At 32.3% G+C, this 21065-nt stretch carries 18 protein-coding genes; 11 read left to right on the top strand and 7 right to left on the bottom strand.

Features of this window, described 5'->3' with window-relative positions:
• Positions 1-60: 60 nt before the first annotated feature.
• Positions 61-1095: a threonine aldolase family protein gene (locus U0D62_RS07955; protein WP_322195260.1), complete on the bottom strand. Its 1035-nt coding sequence runs from the start codon at positions 1093-1095 to the stop codon at positions 61-63.
• 32 nt (positions 1096-1127) lie between these two features.
• Positions 1128-3539 carry a zinc-dependent metalloprotease gene (locus U0D62_RS07950; protein ID WP_322195258.1) on the bottom strand — a complete coding sequence of 804 codons (2412 nt, stop codon included), beginning with the start codon at positions 3537-3539 and terminating at the stop codon, positions 1128-1130.
• Between the two features lie 112 nt (positions 3540-3651).
• On the opposite strand from U0D62_RS07950, the gene prfB reads away from it, so the two are divergent.
• A protein-coding gene (gene prfB, locus U0D62_RS07945) for a peptide chain release factor 2 (RefSeq protein ID WP_322195256.1) occupies positions 3652-4750 on the top strand; the annotation gives its coding sequence in 2 pieces (ribosomal slippage) (positions 3652-3714 and positions 3716-4750; 1098 coding nt in all).
• A gap of 17 nt (positions 4751-4767) precedes the next feature.
• A complete protein-coding gene (gene arsC / locus U0D62_RS07940; protein WP_322195254.1) occupies positions 4768-5109 on the top strand; it encodes an arsenate reductase (glutaredoxin) in 342 nt (113 codons plus the stop codon).
• Positions 5110-5194: 85 nt separating this feature from the next.
• On the opposite strand, the gene U0D62_RS07935 is transcribed toward arsC, so the two are convergent.
• Positions 5195-7843, bottom strand: a complete 2649-nt coding sequence (locus tag U0D62_RS07935) for an immunoglobulin-like domain-containing protein (protein WP_322195252.1) — start codon at positions 7841-7843, stop codon at positions 5195-5197.
• A gap of 13 nt (positions 7844-7856) precedes the next feature.
• A complete protein-coding gene (locus U0D62_RS07930) occupies positions 7857-8411 on the bottom strand; it encodes a conjugal transfer protein TraO (RefSeq protein ID WP_322195250.1) in 555 nt (184 codons plus the stop codon).
• Between the two features lie 282 nt (positions 8412-8693).
• Here U0D62_RS07930 and U0D62_RS07925 point away from each other — a divergent pair, with 282 nt between their 5' ends.
• Together U0D62_RS07925 and U0D62_RS07920 are read left to right on the top strand one after the other, a co-directional pair.
• Positions 8694-11147: a TonB-dependent receptor gene (locus U0D62_RS07925; protein WP_322195248.1), complete on the top strand. Its 2454-nt coding sequence runs from the start codon at positions 8694-8696 to the stop codon at positions 11145-11147.
• Positions 11148-11393: 246 nt separating this feature from the next.
• Positions 11394-12617: a hypothetical protein gene (locus U0D62_RS07920; protein ID WP_322195245.1), complete on the top strand. Its 1224-nt coding sequence runs from the start codon at positions 11394-11396 to the stop codon at positions 12615-12617.
• A 263-nt stretch (positions 12618-12880) separates the two neighbouring features.
• On the opposite strand, the gene U0D62_RS07915 is transcribed toward U0D62_RS07920, so the two are convergent.
• Complete coding sequence (locus U0D62_RS07915) at positions 12881-13084, bottom strand: hypothetical protein (protein WP_322287612.1); 204 nt, start codon at positions 13082-13084, stop codon at positions 12881-12883.
• Positions 13085-13241: 157 nt separating this feature from the next.
• Between U0D62_RS07915 and fumC the strand changes: the two genes are divergently transcribed.
• On the top strand, positions 13242-14639 hold the full coding sequence (gene fumC, locus U0D62_RS07910) for a class II fumarate hydratase (protein WP_322195243.1): 1398 nt from the start codon (positions 13242-13244) through the stop codon (positions 14637-14639).
• Between the two features lie 430 nt (positions 14640-15069).
• On the opposite strand, the gene U0D62_RS07905 is transcribed toward fumC, so the two are convergent.
• Both U0D62_RS07905 and U0D62_RS07900 read right to left on the bottom strand, forming a co-directional pair.
• The gene (locus U0D62_RS07905; RefSeq protein WP_322195241.1) at positions 15070-15462 is read right to left on the bottom strand and encodes a YfiM family lipoprotein; all 393 of its coding nucleotides are present in this window, start codon (positions 15460-15462) and stop codon (positions 15070-15072) included.
• Between the two features lie 602 nt (positions 15463-16064).
• Positions 16065-16622, bottom strand: coding sequence for a TetR/AcrR family transcriptional regulator (locus U0D62_RS07900; RefSeq protein WP_322195239.1), 558 nt, complete (start codon positions 16620-16622; stop codon positions 16065-16067).
• 272 nt (positions 16623-16894) lie between these two features.
• Between U0D62_RS07900 and U0D62_RS07895 the strand changes: the two genes are divergently transcribed.
• From U0D62_RS07895 to U0D62_RS07870, 6 genes are all read left to right on the top strand, one after another.
• Entirely contained in the window at positions 16895-17368 is a 474-nt protein-coding gene (locus U0D62_RS07895) for a hypothetical protein (RefSeq protein WP_322195238.1), read from the top strand.
• A gap of 157 nt (positions 17369-17525) precedes the next feature.
• Entirely contained in the window at positions 17526-18350 is an 825-nt protein-coding gene (locus tag U0D62_RS07890) for a LytR/AlgR family response regulator transcription factor (protein ID WP_322195236.1), read from the top strand.
• Positions 18351-18466: 116 nt separating this feature from the next.
• Positions 18467-19129, top strand: coding sequence for a CPBP family intramembrane glutamic endopeptidase (locus U0D62_RS07885; protein WP_322195234.1), 663 nt, complete (start codon positions 18467-18469; stop codon positions 19127-19129).
• Between the two features lie 185 nt (positions 19130-19314).
• On the top strand, positions 19315-19692 hold the full coding sequence (locus U0D62_RS07880; RefSeq protein WP_322195232.1) for a nuclear transport factor 2 family protein: 378 nt from the start codon (positions 19315-19317) through the stop codon (positions 19690-19692).
• Positions 19693-19880: 188 nt separating this feature from the next.
• Positions 19881-20315 (top strand): nuclear transport factor 2 family protein, encoded by a 435-nt coding sequence (locus U0D62_RS07875; protein WP_322195230.1) that lies wholly within the window; start codon positions 19881-19883, stop codon positions 20313-20315.
• Positions 20308-21027 (top strand): metallophosphoesterase family protein, encoded by a 720-nt coding sequence (locus U0D62_RS07870; protein WP_322195228.1) that lies wholly within the window; start codon positions 20308-20310, stop codon positions 21025-21027. The genes U0D62_RS07875 and U0D62_RS07870 overlap by 8 nt, the downstream gene beginning before the upstream one ends.
• Positions 21028-21065: the final 38 nt, after the last annotated feature.

Genomic DNA, 21065 nt, shown 5'->3' with positions numbered 1-21065 from the left:
AACTAAACAAAGCTGTTCATAAACCCTGAGCAGCTTTGTTTAGTTTATTTTTTACTCTATTTATTTATTACTAAGTGCTACCTTAAAAGACTGTAGTTCTGATAAAAAGTATTCGTGCATTTCTTGAGTATAATCCAAGTGAGTAACAAATCTTAATTTACCTTGCCCCATTCCATAAAAATGTATATCCTTTGACCCCATTTGAGAAATAAATTCTTCTTCATTTCCATCAATAGTGAATATAATTATATTAGTATCTATGGGTTCTACTTGTTGTACAAATGTCAGTTTCTCTAGAACCTCTCCAATTTCTTTGGCTCTTTTATGATCTTCTGCCAATCGACTAATATTATGCTCTACAGCATACAACCCAGCTGCCGCAAGGTATCCTATTTGTCGCATTCCGCCACCAAGAATCTTTCTAACTCTAATAGCATTCTCCATAATATTTGCATCTCCTACCAATACAGATCCAACGGGTGCTCCCAAACCTTTACTTAAACAAACAGAAATAGTATCAAAGGTTTCTCCATATTGTCTAGCACTTTCTTCTTTTGCTACTAACGCATTCCATAATCGTGCACCATCCAGGTGATATCCTAAACGATGTTCATCACAGATTTCTCTTATTTTTTTAATCTCTTCAAAATTATAGCAAGCTCCTCCTCCTTTATTCGTAGTATTTTCTACACATACTAAGCTAGTTAAAGGACTATGATAGAAGTCTGGCGGATTAATTGCTGCTTCTACCTGTGATGCGGTAATCATACCTCTATCACCATCTAGTAATTTACAAGATACTCCACTATTAAAAGACACTCCTCCTCCTTCATAGTTATATATATGTGCATATTTGTCTGCTATAAGTTGTTCTCCAGGCTGAGTATGCAATTTTATTGCCGCTTGATTAGCCATGCTGCCTGAAGGGAAAAACAATGCTTTTTCTTTCCCAAACATTTGTGCTATTTTTTCTTCGAGAGCATTAGCAGACGGGTCTTCTTTATAAACATCATCTCCAACTTGAGCATTCATCATTGCAGAAAGCATTTCTGGAGTTGGTTTAGTTACGGTATCACTTCTAAGATCTATTTTCACGTGTTTACTTTTAAAACTTACTATTCTTTTATCTAAAACTCACATCTATCACTACCTATTGGAGAACCATCAGGAATTTTGGGAGAAGGAATCACTTTAAAACTCTCTGGTCTCTTCATAAATTCCTGAATTTGCTTTAGATAATAATCGTTATATATTTTACCCAAAGGGTCTTTACTTTGACTAGTTAGTACCGGAATCAAATTAACCATCTTTGCATAAGCAATAGCATTCACTTGAGGATATGCATTTTGATTCTTACTAAGACTCATAAGGCGTTTTAAAACATTAGCCTTAACTGTATGATTAATCTCTTTGTAATAATTGCTTTTTGTTTCTTCTTTAAAAGTAACTTTCAATAACTCATCTAAAGTTTCAGCTAATCCTAATTGGCTTTTATCCAAACTTTTCTGTTGAACCAATCTTGAAGCCCTCTCCGGATGCAGTAAAAGAGATAAACTCATATCACTTGCTGTAGAAGCTACGCTCAAAGCATCAAAACCAACACCTGTTTTTCCTTTAAATGATTCTCTACTTCGCCAATACCCGAATGCTCTTGGCGGAAATAATTTTAGTTTTTCTTCAGGTATTGCTAATATTTCAGGGGTTAATGTTTCTAAAATTTGCTGTAAAGCTTCTTTTTGTTGTTTCGGAGCAACGGTTTCTACAATAGTTTGCTGATCTCCTTTTACAGCATAATTATAATTTAAACCTCCGATTAATTTGACAGTAGCTTCAGTTTGATATCTATGGAAAAAATAAAGTGGTACAAAAACATCCTCTAATACAGAATAGGGTTCATTACTTTTTATATTATCTGCAGAGAAGTTACGTATTCCTTCTTCTCTTACCGATAAAACATTTTTAAGTCCTTCTGTAGCACTTTTACCATTATCCCATAAATGTGCTAATGCATGAGCTCCTCCTTGTGGTCTGGCATCACTATCTGAAATAAAACGCATTCCTGATTGATAAGCCTTATTCAAAATTTTATTCAGCTCTTCTTTCTCATTAGTTCCTTTATCAAACTCAGAATAACTATACGCTACAGTCACCTTATCCCAGGCTCCAATTTTAGTATCATATGCATTTGATAAATCTATTTTTCCATTAGTAAGAGTAACTAAAGGATGTGGATAGTCCATAACCGAAGCTCTTTCTGAAGTACTAGCAGCAAAATTATGAGCAAAACCTATAGTATGCCCAACTTCATGAGCTGATAATTGACGTATACGAGCCAATGCCATTTCTAACATTGGTTGATAATTATCATCTCTTTCTTTAAATGGTTGATTTAATAATGCTTGGGCAATTAGGAAATCCTGTCGAATTCGTAAACTTCCTAAACTCACATGTCCTTTAAGGATTTCTCCAGTTCTGGGATCTACTACACTAGCACCATAACTCCAACCTCTTGTAGAGCGGTGTACCCATTGTATTACATTATATCTTAGATCCATAGGATCTGCATTAGCAGGTAAAATTTTTACCTGAAAAGCATTTTTAAAACCGATAGCTTCATAAGCCTGGTTCCACCACCTTGCCCCATCCAATAATGCAGAACGCACAGGTTCAGGGGTACCTGGATCCAGGTAATATATTATTGGCTCTTTTGCCTCACTAACTGCTGATTCAGGGTTCTTTTTCTCCAATCTATGCCTAATAATATATCGTTTCATAATTGATTCCTGAACTGGAGTCGCATAATCTAGATAAGAAATAGAAATAGCACCGCTTCGAGGATCAAATTCTCGCTTTATATAATTGTTATCTGGTAATTCTACAAAAGAGTGATGTTGAATTACAGAGAGAAATTTTGAATCTGGAGCTACAGAACGAATATTACCTCCACTTGGTGAGCCTTTATATGTTATCAATGCCTCAAACTCTACATTTTTAGGAAAAGCTTTGGTTCTATCCAAACTCAAAGCACTTCTGGACTTATCAACACTATAAGCACCTTCTTTTTGAAACTTTAGTCTATTGATTATTCCGTGTGTATCTTGTAATAAAAATGGTGTTAAATCAATAATGAATTTTCCAGATTTTTCTTCCTTTATAGGGAAACCAAATAATACAGATTTCGCAAACGCCTGTTCGACACTTTTCTTTTCAAGATCATTATCTGTTACTGCTCTATATCTCTGGTTAGGCTGAATAAGTAACAATTTATTTCCAGCTCTCTGAAACTTCACCACTACTCCATCTCCAATCTGACCACGATCTAATCCTATATCATTAGATCCTAATCCTGAAGATAACGAATGGACATATAAAAATTCAGCATCAAGTTTATCTACTTCCAGATAAATTTCGTCTTTAGCCTTATTATAATGAAAATTAAAATATCCATTATACGATTCGAGATTCTTTTTCTCTTCTAAGAATTGCCCTGTCAGGATGTTACTGACAATAAAGAACAGGCATACAAAATGTAGTTTCATTAACTATGATTTATGTGAGGATTTTATAAAATTTTTAAAACTATAAAATAATTCAAAAATTATTTCTTACTGAATTGTTAAATCCTATTTTTGTCAAAAATAAGATATAATTATGATTAATACAGATACTATATTAGATCTGAGAAAGCGCCTGGTTGCGTTAAGGAGGTATCTTTGACATTGATGCCAAACTTATAGAAATTGCTAACGAGGAAGAAAAAACTTTTGCACCAGATTTTTGGGATAATGCTCAAGAGGCAGAAAAGCTGATGCGTGCCCTCAACGCTCAAAAAAAATGGGTTTCTGATTATGAAAAAGGAGCTTCTTTAATAGAAGACCTTGAGGTTCTTTACGAATTTTATAAAGAAGGAGATGCCACCGAAGCTGAAATCACCGAACGCTATAATGAAGGAACTTCTTTGATAGAAGATCTTGAATTTAAAAATATGCTTAGCGACGAAGGTGATTCTATGAGCGCTGTTTTACAAATAACAGCGGGTGCAGGAGGAACTGAAAGTTGTGACTGGGCTAGTATGCTAATGCGTATGTATTTGATGTGGTCAGAAAAACAAGGGTTTAAAATCAGAGAACTCAATTATCAAGAAGGTGATGTTGCTGGTATTAAAACGGTGACTCTAGAGATTGATGGAGATTATGCTTTTGGGTGGTTAAAAGGCGAAAATGGTGTACATCGATTGGTAAGAATATCACCCTTTGATAGTAATGCTAAAAGACATACCTCATTTGCTTCTATATACGTATATCCTCTTGCCGATGACAGTATTGAAATAGACATCAACCCATCAGATTATGAAATTATTACTTCAAGATCTAGTGGTGCCGGAGGACAAAATGTAAATAAGGTAGAAACCAAAGTACAACTTACCCATTTCCCTACCGGGATTCAAATTTCTTGTTCTGATTCCAGGTCTCAACATGATAACCGCGAAAAAGCTTTACAAATGCTTAAATCGCAATTATTCGAGATGGAACTCAAAAAACAGCAAGCTCAACGTGATGAGATTGAAGCTTCTAAAATGAAAATCGAATGGGGATCTCAAATTCGTAATTATGTTATGCATCCTTATAAATTGGTAAAAGATGTAAGAACTGCTGAAGAAACAGGAAATGTAGACGCTGTAATGGACGGAAACATCGATGCATTCTTAAAATCTTACCTAATGATGATGGGGCAAAAAGATGATGATTAAAACAAAAACATAATATCATGGCAACTATATATCACAATCCAAGATGTAGTAAATCTCGAGAAACATTATCTATTCTCGAAGAACAAAATGAAGATATCACTATTGTTAAATATTTAGACACTCTTTTTACAGAAGAAGAATTATCAAAAGTAATACAACTTTTAGGAATTTCTCCAATAGAATTAGTTCGAAAAAACGAAGCAATCTGGAAAGAAAATTATAAAGGTAAAACCTTTACTGATCAAGAACTTATTACCATATTATGTAAAAACCCAAAACTAATAGAAAGACCTATAGTTATTAAAGGTGATAAAGCAATTATTGGAAGACCTCCTCAAAAAGTTATAGATATACTCTAAAAATCAAAATTAGAATATAAAGAAATAAAAAGGCTATCTAAGAATTCTTACTTAGATAGCCTTTTTATTTCTTTATTGATCTGGATTAATTACAACCTTCGGTTGTTGGGTCTATACAATTGCAAATTGGGAAAGGCTCACAAGGTTGTTCTCCAGGAGGGCAATCACAGGTACCTTGTTCTACTGCAATAACAACAGACGATGTTCCTACTCCACTATTATTATCATATAATTCAAGTGTAACTGTATAAAATCCTGGTGCATCAAAGGTATGTGAAACCGCTAGAGGAAAACCACCTGAGTTTCCAGAAGTTCCATCTCCAAAACTCCATACTGAGGTTACTATATTTCCATCACTATCAGTAGATTGCCCATTACCAAAAGATACTGTAAGTGGAGCCACCCCACCAGTTACATCTGTACGAATCAAGGCATTAGGCGGATCGTTTACAATTACTGTTCTTGTTTCTGTATCAGTATTTCCTGCCGCATCAGTCACGCTATATGTTATTGTATACTGACCTGCTGTATTTGTATCTACATTTCCTGAAATAGAAATACTCGAAGTTAAATCTCCATCTACATCATCTGTAGCTGTAGCCCCTGCTTCAGCATACGTTTCTCCAAGTTGAACAACTTGAGGGTTATCTCCATTTAATGTGATAACAGGTGGTGTCGCATCAGGACTGGTTACATTAATTTGCACTTCTACATATCCTTCTCCATCATAATTATCAAACACTCTAACTCCTATTGTATATGTTCCAGGAGTATCATAGGTTCTTGAAATATTATGCGGAAAACCTCCTGTATTATTATTTGCTCCATCAAAACTCCAAGTAGATCTTTCAATAGTACCATCGCTGTCTGTAGATTGAGCATTATTTAAGGATACTGTTAATGGAGCTACTCCAGAAAGAGGACTTGCCACAATAACTGCTACCGGAGGATCATTTACGATAACGGTTCTTGTTACAGATTGTTGATTCCCGGCAGTATCAGCCACCGTATATGTAACTGTATATTCGCCAGCTGTATTGGTACTTACAGTTCCAGATATCTGAATATTATCTGTAACATCTCCATCAACATCATCAGTGGCTGTTGCTCCCGCTTCAGTATAAGTTTCTCCCAGTTGTACTATTTGAGGATTATCTCCATTTAATGTGATTATAGGAGCAGCAGTATCTTGTTCCTGAACAATAATGGTTCTTGATTGCTCTACTGCATTGTTACCCGCTGCATCAGAAACATTATAAGTTCTTGTATAAGTTCCTATTGTATTAGTATTAGAGAATGTTCCTCCAAATTGTATTTGCGTTGTAATATCTCCATCTACATTATCTGTTGCAGTAGCTAGTTCTTCATAGGCAGCTCCTACAAAGACTACCGTAGGATTTAATCCATTTAATGTGATCACAGGAGCAATGTTATCCACTACATTTACGATTCTTACCTGGGTTTCAGCGGCGTTATCAGAAGAATCGGTAACATTGTATGATAATTGATAACTTCCTGCAACTGATGTATCAACTGTACCCGTTACAGTAACCTGAGATTCCAAATCTGTATCTATATTATCCTGAACTGTAAATCCAGGTTCAACATAACTCTCGTTAAGGTTAATTGTTAAAGGGTTATCTCCTAATAGCGTGATTACCGGTATTTCTGTATCAGGATCACTATATGTAACTGTCACTGAAGCATTTTTTACAATTGGCGTTTGATTTGCATTAGAAACAGTAAATTCAATTTCATGAGTACCTGCTGCAGTTCCCGTATATGTTCCCGCGCTTTGCCCTGTAGTAAATGGGATATCTTCTCCTTCTTGATATGTAGATCCATCATAAGTCACACTTCCAGTATTACTAGAAGTAAATGTCATGATATATGTAGAGGTTCCAACCGTTTCAGTCAAATCAAAATTGATATCCACTGGATTATTAGTACTAGCTTGAATCACTGAAGATTGTGCAGAAAATGTAAAATCTGGCGTCTCGGTAATTTCAATCTGTAAATTAGTAATAACCGTTACACCCAATTCACTTATAGTAGTAAATGCTAATTCAACAGTTCCTAAGCTAATTGCCTCAAACTGCCAAATAAAATCTCCTGCTTGAGTATCTTGTGATATTTCAGGATCGATTGATTGTCCATCAATCAAAATATTTCCTGTTCCAGCTCCGTCTATATCCAAGTTTGTTATAACATAACTAGTTTGATAAGTAGAAGCTGTAATTTCTGTTATATTCATATTAAGATCAATACGCTGTCCTACATAAGCCGATTCAGGAACTGGCATAACGGTAAAAGAAAAATCAGTATCATTTACAGTATAAGTAATTTCAACATCTCGTTCTCTGTCAAAATCATCTTTTATTGTTATCAAAACTTTATGAATCCCTACTGTAGATCCAATATAATCAATGCTTAAAGGTAATGTTGGAAAAACAACATATTCGTTTTGAGGAATTATTTCTGAACCTACTCTATAAGAACCAGTACCTTGTGTAACGTTATATTTTATTTCATAATTTCCAGCTTCAATTGTTCCAGCTGCGTCTACAGTAATTTCTGTTGATTTTGGGATGTTTAAAAATGCTTCCTGAGTAATACCTCCTTCTACTTCGACACTAAAAAAAGTCAATAAATCCTCCGTAATTTCTTTAGTACAAGCTAGAATTAAAGTAATTGAAATTAATCCCCCTATTATATATTTAAAACTTTTATGCATGACTCTCATTACTTTAAAATAATATTAATTTAACCCCAAGCCCTAAATAGGGAGAGAATTCGCCTATTTCACTATTAGCGTGGTACACCTCATTTGCCTTGATATTAATGGCAATCGTAGGAATAATAAAAATATCGGCGTCTAGCCCAACATAGGCTCCAAATACTAATTTACTTTTATCTTCGATTAGTAATATTTGTCCATCAATACTATCATCGCCATTATTAATAATCTCGTAGCCTATAGTCGCTCCGCCTCCTAGAGATAATGCAAAAATTCTACTATTGTTGCGGATAACATCAAAAAAATATCCTCCATTAAAGGCATACAAATCCACAGGGATTTCGACATTACCAGTTTCTAAGTTTGTAAAATTTGCCTGTAAGTTAAACTGAAGAAAATCAAATTCGTTAAGCTTATAATCTAATGTTACCATTCCTCCTAAACCGTCCTGAACATATCCACCCGTAAAAGAAGCTGCCATCTTATGGCTTTGAGCATTTAGAAAGTAAGAAGAAAGTAAAAGGAAAGAAATTAGCAATAGTTTCTCCACTGAAAGTTTGTTCATAAACCCCATTATTAGTTGATGATTAGTGTTTCTTGTGCGTAAAAATGAGCACAAATGTAAATACTGCAAACGCAATCAACCTAACAATTATTATATATTTTCCCCTAAAGAATTACTTAAAAACATTACTAGCTATTGCACTTTATAATCTTATGTTAATTTTGGCAAAACAAATTAAAACACAAGAAACTACAAATCAGCACCTTATGTTATTTAACACCTATTTAACTGTTGTACAATAACACTAACTATACTTTTGAAATCTCACTATCCACAACAACTATGAAAAAAACTATTTTTACTTTATTGTCATTTTTAATTGTTTTATGCTCTTATGCACAACAAAAAGAAGTTAGAGTTACTGGTAAAATCATTGATAAAGAAAGTAAAGAACCTTTAGAGTATGCTACAGTAGCTTTTCTAAACCCTTCTAACAATAAAGTAATTACCGGTGGGATCACTCAAACAGATGGAAATTTCTCTATAAAAATACCCGCAGGTACTTATGATATAACGATAGAATACATTTCTTTTAAAACCGAAAAACGTAAAGGACAAAAATTAGTTACAGATACCAAATTAGGAACTATTGGTTTAGGACTCGATACCGAATCTTTAGATGATGTAATAGTTATTGCAGAAAAAACTACTGTAGAGATTAAATTGGATAAAAAAATCTATAATGTTGGAAAAGATCTTACAGTAAGTGGAGGAACCGTAAGTGATGTTCTGGATAATGTACCCTCAGTATCTGTTGATGTTGAAGGTAATGTGGCTTTGAGAGGAAACGATAATGTTCGGATTTTAATTAATGGTAAGCCTTCTGGTTTAGTAGGATTAAATAGCACAGATGCATTGCGACAACTTCCTGCAGAATCCATAGAACGTGTTGAAGTAATTACTTCTCCTTCTGCCCGTTATGATGCTGAAGGAACTGCCGGAATTTTAAATATTATTTTAAGACGAAGTAAATTACAAGGAGTAAACGGAGCTTTAACTTTTAACACTGGATATCCTCTATCCGCTGGAGTTTCAGGAAATCTTAATTATAGAACGGGAGACTTCAATTTTTTTACAACTTCTGGATATAGATATCGTGAAGTTCCAGGAAATTCTTTAACAGAAACTCGTTTTTTTAATATTGATAGTGACGGAACCGACAATCCTGATACCTTCTTAAACGAAGAAAGAGATTTTGATAGAGTACGTAAAGGTTTAAACACCAACGTTGGAGTCGAATGGTATATCAATAAAACTTCTTCTATAACCACTTCTTTTCTATATCGTTCTAGTGATAATGAAAGCAATACAACTAACTTAATTACTCAACCTGATGATAACGGAACAATTATAAGTAGTAACAGGCGTTTTGATCCTGAAGTAGAAGATGATACCACAAAACAATATTCACTTAATTACACCAAGGATTTTGATGATAGTGGTCATAAGCTTACAGTAGATTTTCAAATAGAAAATAGTAGTGAAATCGAAGATTCTCGTATTATTCAAGAAAACATCACTGCTATTGAGCTTGTAAATACCACTGAAGATCAAGATCGAATCTTATTACAAGCTGATTATGTACTTCCTATTGGAAAAAAAAGTCAGTTTGAATTAGGGTATAGAGGAAATTTTAATGATTTAGATACCGATTTCTTAGTTCAATTAGAAGATAATAATAGTATAACTACTGATACAGATTTATCCAACAACCTTATATATACAGAACAAGTCAATGCTGCATATTCACAATTTGGAAGTAAATCTGGTAAACTTTCATACTTACTAGGTCTTCGTGTCGAAGGGACTAGAATCACTATTGATCAGCAAACTAGTAATGATCTTAGTAAAAAAAACTATACAGATCTTTTTCCTACGATTAATTTGGGATATGAATTATCAAAAAAGCAAAGCCTTACTTTAGGATATAATCGTAGAATACGTAGACCTCGTTCTCGATTCATTAATCCGTTTCCTTCTAGATCCAGTGCTACAAATCTTTTTCAAGGTAACCCTGATTTAGACCCCAGTTACTCCAATGCTTTTGATTTAGGATACTTAAACAGACTTGGTAAATTAACCCTAAATAGCTCAATATACTATACACATGCTACCCAAGTTTTTACTTTTATATCCGAAGATACTGGAGATACTGCTATCATTGGTGCCGATGAAAACAACCCAGGAACAGAAGTTCCCGTAATTAGGAGAACTCCTATCAATTTATCTAGTTCTGATCGCTATGGTTTCGAATTTACGGTTACGTACAGTCCAAACAGGAAATGGAGGATCAATGGTAATTTTAATGCTTTTCAGAATAATATTCGTGGAGATTTTAATGGTGAAAATTTTGATGCCGACAATTTCAGTTGGTTTGCACGATTAAGTAATAAATTAACTCTGCCAGCCAAAATTGATTGGCAAACGAATATGTTTTACAGAGGGCCAAGTGAAAATGCACAAACTAAAAGCGAAGGAATATTTAGTATGAATCTTGCTTTCAGTAAAGACCTTTTTAAAGAAAAAGCATCTATAACTTTTAATGTAAGCGATGTTTTTAATTCTCGTAAGAGAAAAAGTATTTCGACCACCTCTACTTTTATTTCAGATAGTCAATTTCAATGGAGAGAGCGTAGTTTTAATTTATCTTTTACATATCGATTTAATCAAAAGAAAAGAAAGCAACGACGCCAACAAGGAAATTTTAATGGTGGGGATGAAGAATTTGAAGGGTAAATAATAATTAAAGAACCTGATTCTCTTAGACACACAACTGATTTTTCCATATCGTTTATAAATGTTGTTTTTACTAACTATTATAAACAAAGAAAACTCTGTCTACAAGACACTATAAGGCACGTCTAAGCAAGTATTTAACCACAGAATTAATACTCTTTTACCATAACTAAGTACTATCCTATCGGGTAAAGAGGTTTATATCAAGTTTTAAATATATTTAACAAAATTTAAAACTATTTAACAATGTTTACATCATTACCCTTATTAAAAAGATTAACTTTTATTAAAATATTTGCATTATTCGCAATGACAAATATTTTTGCACAAGCCCCTGCCATAACTAGCCCTGCTCCCGGCACTACACTTACTGGTTCTATTGCTAATTTTGAATGGTCTGCTGGAGCTGGAACTATTACCTCTTATGAACTTGTAATTGGTACTGATGTTGGATTCCGTGATCTTTATCAAAGTGGTGTCTCTGGTGACCTTACAGCATCAGCATCTGTACCTACAGATGGTTCTACACTTTATGTACGTTTATGGTATTTTGACTCTGATCCAGCTGTCAATGCTTGGTTAAATGTAAATTATACGTATACAGCAGCAAACGTAACTGGTAAAGCAGAACTAACTTCTCCTACTCCAAGTACTGATTTAAGTGATGCATTTACTGGGACTACAGTTACATTTGAATGGAATGTTGGAAATGCTACTGAGTTTGATGTGATTGTAGGAAGTAATGGACCAGGATCTAATGACCTTAGAGCTTCTAGTATTCTTCCTTTAAGTACAACATCTCTTGAACTTACTAATTTACCTACTGATGGTTCTATCATCAATTTTCGTTTATGGTCAAATGTAAATGGTACTACCTGGGCTTTTACTGATTATCAATTCAGAGCGCAATTTACACAGCCAGAAATCATTTCTCCTGTAGTAGGTTCTGAAATTACAAATGCTACTACTACTTTTAACTGGAGTGCTGGTAGTGCAACTAGATATGATCTAATTGTAGGTACAACGGGTGTAGGTTCTAATGATATTCAAGGATCTTCTATTATTGATGCTCCTACTACTTCAGTTGATATTACCGGTTTACCAACTGATGGTACAACATTAATTTATGTTCGTCTATGGTCACTAATAGGTGGTTCCTGGACATCTCAAGATTATTTATTTAATGATCCTACAGTACTTTCTGTTACTGATATTACTGATAATTCAATAGACAGATCAGTAGCATACCCAGTTCCTGTTACTCGCGGTAATAATATTTCATTCAGATTTAGCGAAACAACTACTAGCGTTAACATTTTCAACACTTTAGGTCAACAAGTTGGCGCTTTAAGCGAAGGAGTGAATGATAATTCTGGAACTACTTTCACATTCAAAGAAACAAGCTTAGACAGAGGGTATTACTATGCAGTTTCATCAGAAGGAAAAACACTTAAGTTTACCATACAATAAAACATACGTCATCCCCTAACACTTCATTTTATAAAAAAGAGGTTACCTGTATATAGGTAACCTCTTTTATTTTTTTAGCGATTTAATTTTACTATCAATTCGTAAAGTCATTACAAATCAATCAGATATGATTATAATTCAAAATATTTTCTCAATCATTTTTTTGATTTTCTCAAAATAGACCGCTTGACTTCTTTTATAGAATTATAAGCAATAAAAAAGGAAGCCAATTGGCTTCCTTTTTTATATATATTTTTCTCTTATTAAGCTTCTAAAGCTTTACGTTTTGCTTCTTTCTTTAATTTGAAATTCTCAATATTAGCACCAATGATCCAATAAGGAACTACAAAAGTCAACAAAAAGATCATTAACCAAAATCCAATGGTAAGGATTGTTAAAAATGCTAAAAAGCCAAGATACTGATCAAATTCAAACATAATAATATTCTTATTTTCAATTTTTGCCAAAGATAATAACTCTTCTCCTTAATTCATAGCTTAAAATAATTTATTTAAAAAACTTCTTCTAAACCTCATTTTATCAATTAAAAAAGTAAGTCCTTTATTCAAATAAAGCTAGTTAAATCCTTAAATTTGCCCTTTCAAAAAACAAATCATCCAAGCTATGGAATATAGAATAGAAAAAGATACAATGGGCGAGGTAAAAGTTCCTTCTGATCGACTTTGGGGAGCTCAAACCGAACGTTCAAGAAATAACTTTAAAATTGGTGCACCAGCTTCAATGCCTTTAGAGATAGTCTATGGTTTTGCTTATTTAAAGAAAGCGGCAGCTTATACTAATTGTGAACTTGGCGCATTACCTATAGAAAAAAGAGATCTAATTGCGCAAGCATGTGACGAAATTCTTGAAGGAAAACACGACGATCAGTTTCCATTAGTTATCTGGCAAACTGGATCAGGAACTCAAAGTAACATGAATGTCAATGAAGTGATTGCTAATAGAGCACATCAATTGGCAGGAAAAACAATAGGTGAAGGTGATAAAACATTATTACCTAATGATGATGTTAACAAGTCTCAATCTTCTAATGACACCTTCCCTACTGGTATGCACATTGCTGCGTATAAAAAAATTGTAGAAGTTACAATACCAGGAGTTACTCAGTTAAGAGATACTTTAAAGAAAAAATCAGAAACTTTTAAAAATGTAGTAAAAATAGGGCGTACTCATTTTATGGACGCGACTCCATTAACTATAGGACAGGAGTTATCTGGTTACGTATCTCAATTGGATCACGGATTAAAAGCTTTAGAAAACACTTTACCACACATGGCAGAATTAGCATTAGGTGGTACTGCAGTAGGAACTGGTTTAAATACTCCAAAAGGATATGCCAAACGTGTTTCAGAATTTATTGCACAGTTTACCAGTTTACCGTTTATAACTGCAGAAAATAAATTTGAAGCATTAGCGGCGCATGATGCTTTTGTAGAAACTCACGGAGCCTTAAAGCAACTAGCTGTTTCTTTAAATAAGATCGGAAATGATATCAGAATGTTGGCTTCTGGCCCTAGAAGTGGGATTGGAGAATTAATTATTCCTGCCAACGAACCTGGAAGTTCAATTATGCCAGGAAAAGTAAATCCAACACAGTGTGAAGCACTAACTATGGTTTGTGCACAAGTAATGGGTAACGATGTAGCAATTAATGTAGGTGGTATGCAAGGTCATTTTGAGTTAAATGTCTTTAAACCTGTAATGGCAGCTAACTTATTAGAAAGTGCTCAATTAATCGGTGATTCTTGTGTATCTTTTGATGAGCATTGTGCTCAAGGTATTGAACCTAATCAACAACGTATTACAGAATTATTAAATAATTCTTTGATGTTGGTTACCGCACTAAATACTAAAATAGGATATTATAAAGCCGCAGAAATTGCTAATACAGCACATCAAAACGGAACTACCTTAAAACATGAAGCTGTTGCATTAGGATATGTTACTGAGCAACAATTTGATGAATGGGTAAAGCCTGAAGATATGGTAGGAGCTTTAAAATAACCTCCTCTCTAAATATTATAGAATACTAAAAATCCGCATTTAATAAATGCGGATTTTTTAATTTTCTCTTACTACTAATTATTTCCCCAAACACTAATAATAATTTTTTATATTTTCTAACAGATATTATCTGTGAATCGCATGGCTACTTGCCTTTGGAAGTTCTTTGATAAACTCAAAAATAAAACGAAAGTTAATGCCTAATAAATTCATGATTTTGTATGTGTAAAAATGGTTCATATATCTTTTTAAATAACTATGGTACAAATATATGATGAGAAAGCTTTTGGGTCAATGGGGGAAAACACCCATTTTTTATAGTTGATTCCCCTTTACCTTATTAAATAAGGGTTTTTATGAGTATTCTAGTGCTGAAAATAGCTTGAAATTTTGTTTTTTAATCAAATTCATAATGCGAATTACAGCAAATTCACTTTATAAACTCACCAAAATTTTCTTCTTTTTTATTTTTTGATTTAAAACTTAGAGGGATTGATATTGTTACCTGAAAAGCTAATGCTCCTACTGCATTAGCTCCCATATCCTCCCAGGAAGCAACACTATTAGATGAGGAGCTATCCATAATTTCTTTTAAACCACCTAATAATATAGTGGTAGATAATGAGATTAATCGTTTATGTAACTCTGGGAGTTTTTTATGTTTTTTATTCAATGACAAATAAGTGTATGTAGCTGTGCTGATACCAAAGGATACAATACTGTGTTTTATTTTATCTTTTTCCCAAAAGTCTGTGCTTGTAATATCTTGACCAATTGCATTTATGCAAATCATTAATGTAATAACAAATAATATTCTTTTCATAGTTTCATAGTTTAAGGGGTTTATACGCTAACACCAGCATTCTGTTTAGCAAAACTTGAGTTTAGAAACAGGTTTACTGATACTTCTAATTACATCAAAACTACTTCTGAGAATAATGAGATTAATGAAAGATTCGTTGATATGCTACTTTGTAAAGTTGAATAACCTTTTTCATCCAATGAGTAAATATTTGGAGTTATAAATGATAGTTTTTATAAGTATGAACAACTATCATAATTCTAATTTTAAAGCTTTATTGACGGATTTATCTATTTCTATAAACACATAGCCGAAGATGAGCTATTTGCCTTAATAGAGAAATGGAGAGATAACTATCCTGTAGTTACAGAATCCCAGGAACGTAACCGGGAGTAGCTCTCTCAGTACTTTCAATACACAGAATCCATTAGAAAGACCATATATTATTAATATTCCACAGACAATTTAGTAAAGTAACTAAAAGAGCTTTTACATCAGATCTGACTTTGCTTAAACTGATCTATCTAAATACTAAGAATGTTGAAAAGAAATATTAAAGCCAAGTATTTAGTGATTATTATTAAATAACACATATACTTTTGGTAATTATAGCAGAATTAACCTTAATTTAGAAGCTTTTCACACATCGCTTTTGCATTGGTAATAGGCCATTCTTCTTTTAATACATTACTTTGAACGACTGCTGTCTCCAACAACAAATAAATATTTCTTGCCAGTACTTTACTATCTTTATCAATATTGATATTCTCTTGAATTAAAAATTCAATAAAACCAATCATTCCCCTTTTCTGGAGTGCAATTTCGTTCCGAATATGTTCTTGATCAAAAGAGACTTCAGAGAAAATCTTAATCGCCCAGCATCCATCAAAATTTTCCATTTGATAAAATAGTTCTAAATAATTAAATATTGCCAATATTTTACTTTTCCCCTCATCTGCTTGCTCAACATAAGATAATACTTCTTTCGAGAATTTTTCATTCCTAAATCTTAGGTAAGAAATACAAATATCTTCTTTAGTCTTAAAATACTTACACAGAGTTTCTTTTGTGATCCCTGCTTCCTTAGTAATTTCACTAATCTTAGTTTTGTTGTATCCCTTTTTATAAAAAAAATCAGAAGCTACATCAATTATCTTTTCTCGAATAGATTTTGATTCCATGATAGTTTTAAATAAAACAAAAAATTTCTATTCTCCTTTAGAATAAAATCTCGTATTTACAATAGCTATTGTAAATATTATTATTTGCAGTTTTTATTGAATATTATAAGATTGATATTTGTAAGAAATACCTCTTTATTTTCTTGGTAGGTTTAAGAGAAAAACGTTATTCTCAAATATACAAATTTCTAATCAATAGTATCTATCTATTTCTATAAACAAATAGATTTGTTATACTTTTATTTCTAAAATAAACATACACCTGTATATCATTGAATAATCATAAAAACATATTAGATAACATCCTTAATTTTCTTGACTCAATTAACATTAAAGTAATTGAGAAAAAACTACCTAACGATACGTTTCTCCCAGGATTATCTCTTCAAGGCAATGCAATTTTAATGGATCTAGACAAACTGAAATACCCTGGAGATTTATTACACGAGGCTGGTCATATAGCGGTAACAGAAGAAGAAAACAGGTCTTTAATAGGTACAGAAGAAATAGATAATAATTGGCCTACAGATGGTCAAGAAATTGCGGCCATTCTATGGTCATATGCAGCTTCTTATTATCTGAAGCTGGATCCACGGGTTGTTTTTCACCCAAATGGTTATAAAAATGATTCAGAGTGGCTTATAGAACAATTTAATAATAAAAACTATATAGGATTACCTCTTTTAGAATGGATGTCTCTATGTACTAAAGAAGATTTTCCTAGAATGAAAAAATGGTTACGCTAATATTAAAAAACATAAAAACAATTAATACCAATAACCTACAACTTATGATTTGAAATATTATATAGAACCTTTAAAACAGGTTAAAGTTATATTTGAAAACAAAAATAAAGCTATCTAAGTTAGAAAACCTATCCAATCATTAAATTGATATTGCTTAATGAACCTAATTCGTCGTGTTTTAAAACTAAAAAAAACTAATCGGTTATACTCCAGATTACAAACAGGAATTGCACTTATAATAATTGTTTTGGTTGCTAATCACTTATCGCAAAGTGATCATTTTCCATTTAATGATTCTTATGACTTTCCTTTATTTTCTATACTAACTTCGACAGTAATAGGAACTTTAATACTAATCATCGCAGATCTAAATTTTAAATATTTTAAAGAAAAACACTTTGTAGAAAAAATCACTCCTCAAAATCTCATATATTTTCTACTGTCAACATTAGGGTATATTTCAATAATATATGTGCCTATATATTACTTTGTTGTTTGGCTAAAAAATGAAGAGTATGAATTTTACTATTTATTAACCGGGCTTTCTATTACCCTGTTACTAAGCAGCCTGGGAATCATTTTCCTATTTGCAAAAGAAGTTTATCAATTATATAAATTAGAAACTATTAGCGGAAAGATTAATGTTAAACAAAGAGGAAAAACTTTTTTATTAAATTATTCTGAAATCTCATATATCTATAGCGAAAATAAGATTGTTTATTTTGTTAAATCTGATGGACAGGTCATAGCCACAGATTCTACCCTAAACGAGATTGAAAATAAAATCAGCGAACATCTTTTCTTTAGAGCAAATAGACAAACAATTCTTCATTTTAGTTCAATAGAAAATTTAAAACCTATTGAAAACGGAAAGCTATTAGTAACTCTAACACCAGGAATTTTAGAAAAAAACAACTATCAAATTAATATTAGCAGATATAAGAAAAAACCATTTGAGCAATGGTTAGAGCATAAGCTATAAATTAGGATGGTTATTCAGATATAATTTTAATACCATTCAGTAATTATTGCTGATTTTCAGTCATTTCTTTCAGGATTTCGTAGTTATTTCGTTTTAAAATTTTAAGATAAATAAAAATGATCGCTACAGCTTTACGCACTAAATTAATTCCTGTATTAACAATAATCTTATGTTTTCTTTTATGGAAACTGCCATTAGGATTAGATTATTTTGAAATTATTCTTACCACTATTGTAATTTTAATTTCTAGTTTTTTGGAATATAAAAATGCACTATTTACCTCCTTAGGCTTTCAAAAAAACAAACGAACATTTAAAAATCTTTTGATATTTGCTCCCCTATTAGCATTTGGTTTATTTTTAATCTATTACTTTATACTTATACCAGTGGTAAGTAACTTAACTGGAGAATCAATAAATTTTTCTGGTTTTGATGATCTCAAAGGTAATTTGCTTTATTCAATTATAGCTTTAATTTTCATATGGATTTCTGCAGCTTTTGGAGAAGAAATAATATGGAGAGGTTATTTTATGAGACAATTTTCAAAGTTTTTTGGAGATAGTAGATTAAGCCTTCTCATAAATATAATCATATTCGCAATTCTTTTTGGTTTTATGCACGGATATCAAGGGATTACTGGTCAGATCATAACAGGTATTTTGGGATTGTTATTAGCCATTACTTTTCACCTGCGTAAAAATGATCTATGGTTTAATATATTCGTTCACGGCTTTTTTGACACTATCGCTCTAATAGTTATTTATAATGGTTGGATGTGATAGATAAAATCCAAAAAACTTATTTCCGTTCCACAAAACATGTATTATTAACAGTGTTTAAACACAATATTGGCAGAAATTCTGATTTAGGATTTCAGTCATTTTTATATCTTTAATTCATTATCGAGATACATACTTGGGTTTTCCTTAAATAAGATATACTATTTATTAAAAAACTAACTTTAATGAAATTAGAAACTAACAAAAAGAATGCTATTGCATTTTACAAAACCGCATACGAAGGAGATCCTGAAAAAGCTATCAAACAATATATTGGCAAAGAATATATCCAACACAATCCTGATGTTGCAGACGGAACCCAGGGTTTTATTGATTATTTCAAAAGAATGCAACGAGAATACCCTAATAAATCAATTGAGTTTGTAAGATGTATAGCAGAAGGAGATTTAGTTGCTTTACATACACATCAAACCTGGCCTGGAAATGATGAATATGTAACCATGGATTTTTTTAGGTTTGATGAAAAAGGAAAAATATGTGAACATTGGGATGCTATTCAGCAAATCCCTGAAAAATCAGCAAATCCAAACAAAATGTATTAAAAAAGTTATCAATAACATTGATTAGTTAAACCAGGTGAAGAGAAAACCAATTAAAAAATCGTACACAATGCCAGCAGCATTAGCTTAGATATTTACTTTGCCTTTATTTATATACTTAGAGTTACCTATAATATCTGAAAAAAGAAAATATCAACATATAAAATTGAGTATAACTAAAAATAAACAAGATGAGACCACTAATTCTTTTTCTATGCTTGTATTTCATAATAATTCAAAACTCTCTTGCTCAAGAAAATGCTGAAATAGAGAGAGCTGCTCTGGATTATATCGAAGGTTTTTATGAAGGTGATACTACTAAAATTAAAAGGAGTATACATCCAGATCTATCTAAATATGGATATAGTCGTGATAACAAAACCAAAAAATATAAAGGCCATCCTATGTCATATGATCGAGCGATCGCTTTTGCGCGTGAAGTATCAGATAACTCCAAATGGGCTGCGCCAAAAGACGCGGTTAAAAAGATTGAAATTTTAGACGCCCAAGATAAAATTGCAAGCGTAAAACTAACACTGTATTGGGGAATTGATTATGTACTTATGGCAAAAATTGATAATAAATGGATGATTACTAAAGTATTATGGCAAGCTGTAGATGAATAAAAAAATAGCATACATTACCGATATTCACTTAGATGAACAATTTCCAAAGGATCAAGAAGTTGATTGTAGGAAAAATTTAGAAACAATTCTTAACGATATCTCTGCAAGAGGAATTAATTCAATAGTTTTTGGAGGCGATATTGGAGAGAAGTCATCAAATCAATGGTTTTTTCAATATCTGGAAGAATATGATATTGATATTTCTCTTGGTAATCACGATACTTATAAAGAGGTTATAAAATATTACGCCGTAAAAGATACTCTGAAACAAAAAAGCCTTCACTATACTAAGGAAGATGATCTATATAAATATATCTTCTTAGATTCTAGTCAGGAGTTCATAGATGATGATCAGTTTAATTGGTTCAAAAGAGAATTGTCTACTCATAAAAACATTATACTGTTTATTCATCATCCTATTTTAGAAGTTAATACTGAAGTGGACAAACGCTTTGCGCTACTAGGTAGAGATAGAATAAAAAATGTGTTGCTAAATTTTGAAAAAGACGTTACTATTTTTTCTGGACACTATCACTTAGAAGATAAAAGTACAATTAGCAATATTACCCAATACATTACACCCGCTGGTGCTTTTCAGGTAGAGAAAATTACAGACGAAATCAAAATTAACAATAAAACATTCGGGTATAGAATTATTACTCTCAATGAGAAAGAAATTGATACCGATGTAGTATTATTTGAATCAATATAAACCAGTATCTTAAATTCTTATAAAACACTAACCGCGTC

Source organism: Aquimarina callyspongiae (assembly GCF_034322225.1).
Taxonomy (GTDB): domain Bacteria; phylum Bacteroidota; class Bacteroidia; order Flavobacteriales; family Flavobacteriaceae; genus Aquimarina.
The sequence above is the reverse complement of the archived record's forward strand: the minus strand, read 5'-3'. Positions and strand labels throughout refer to the sequence as shown.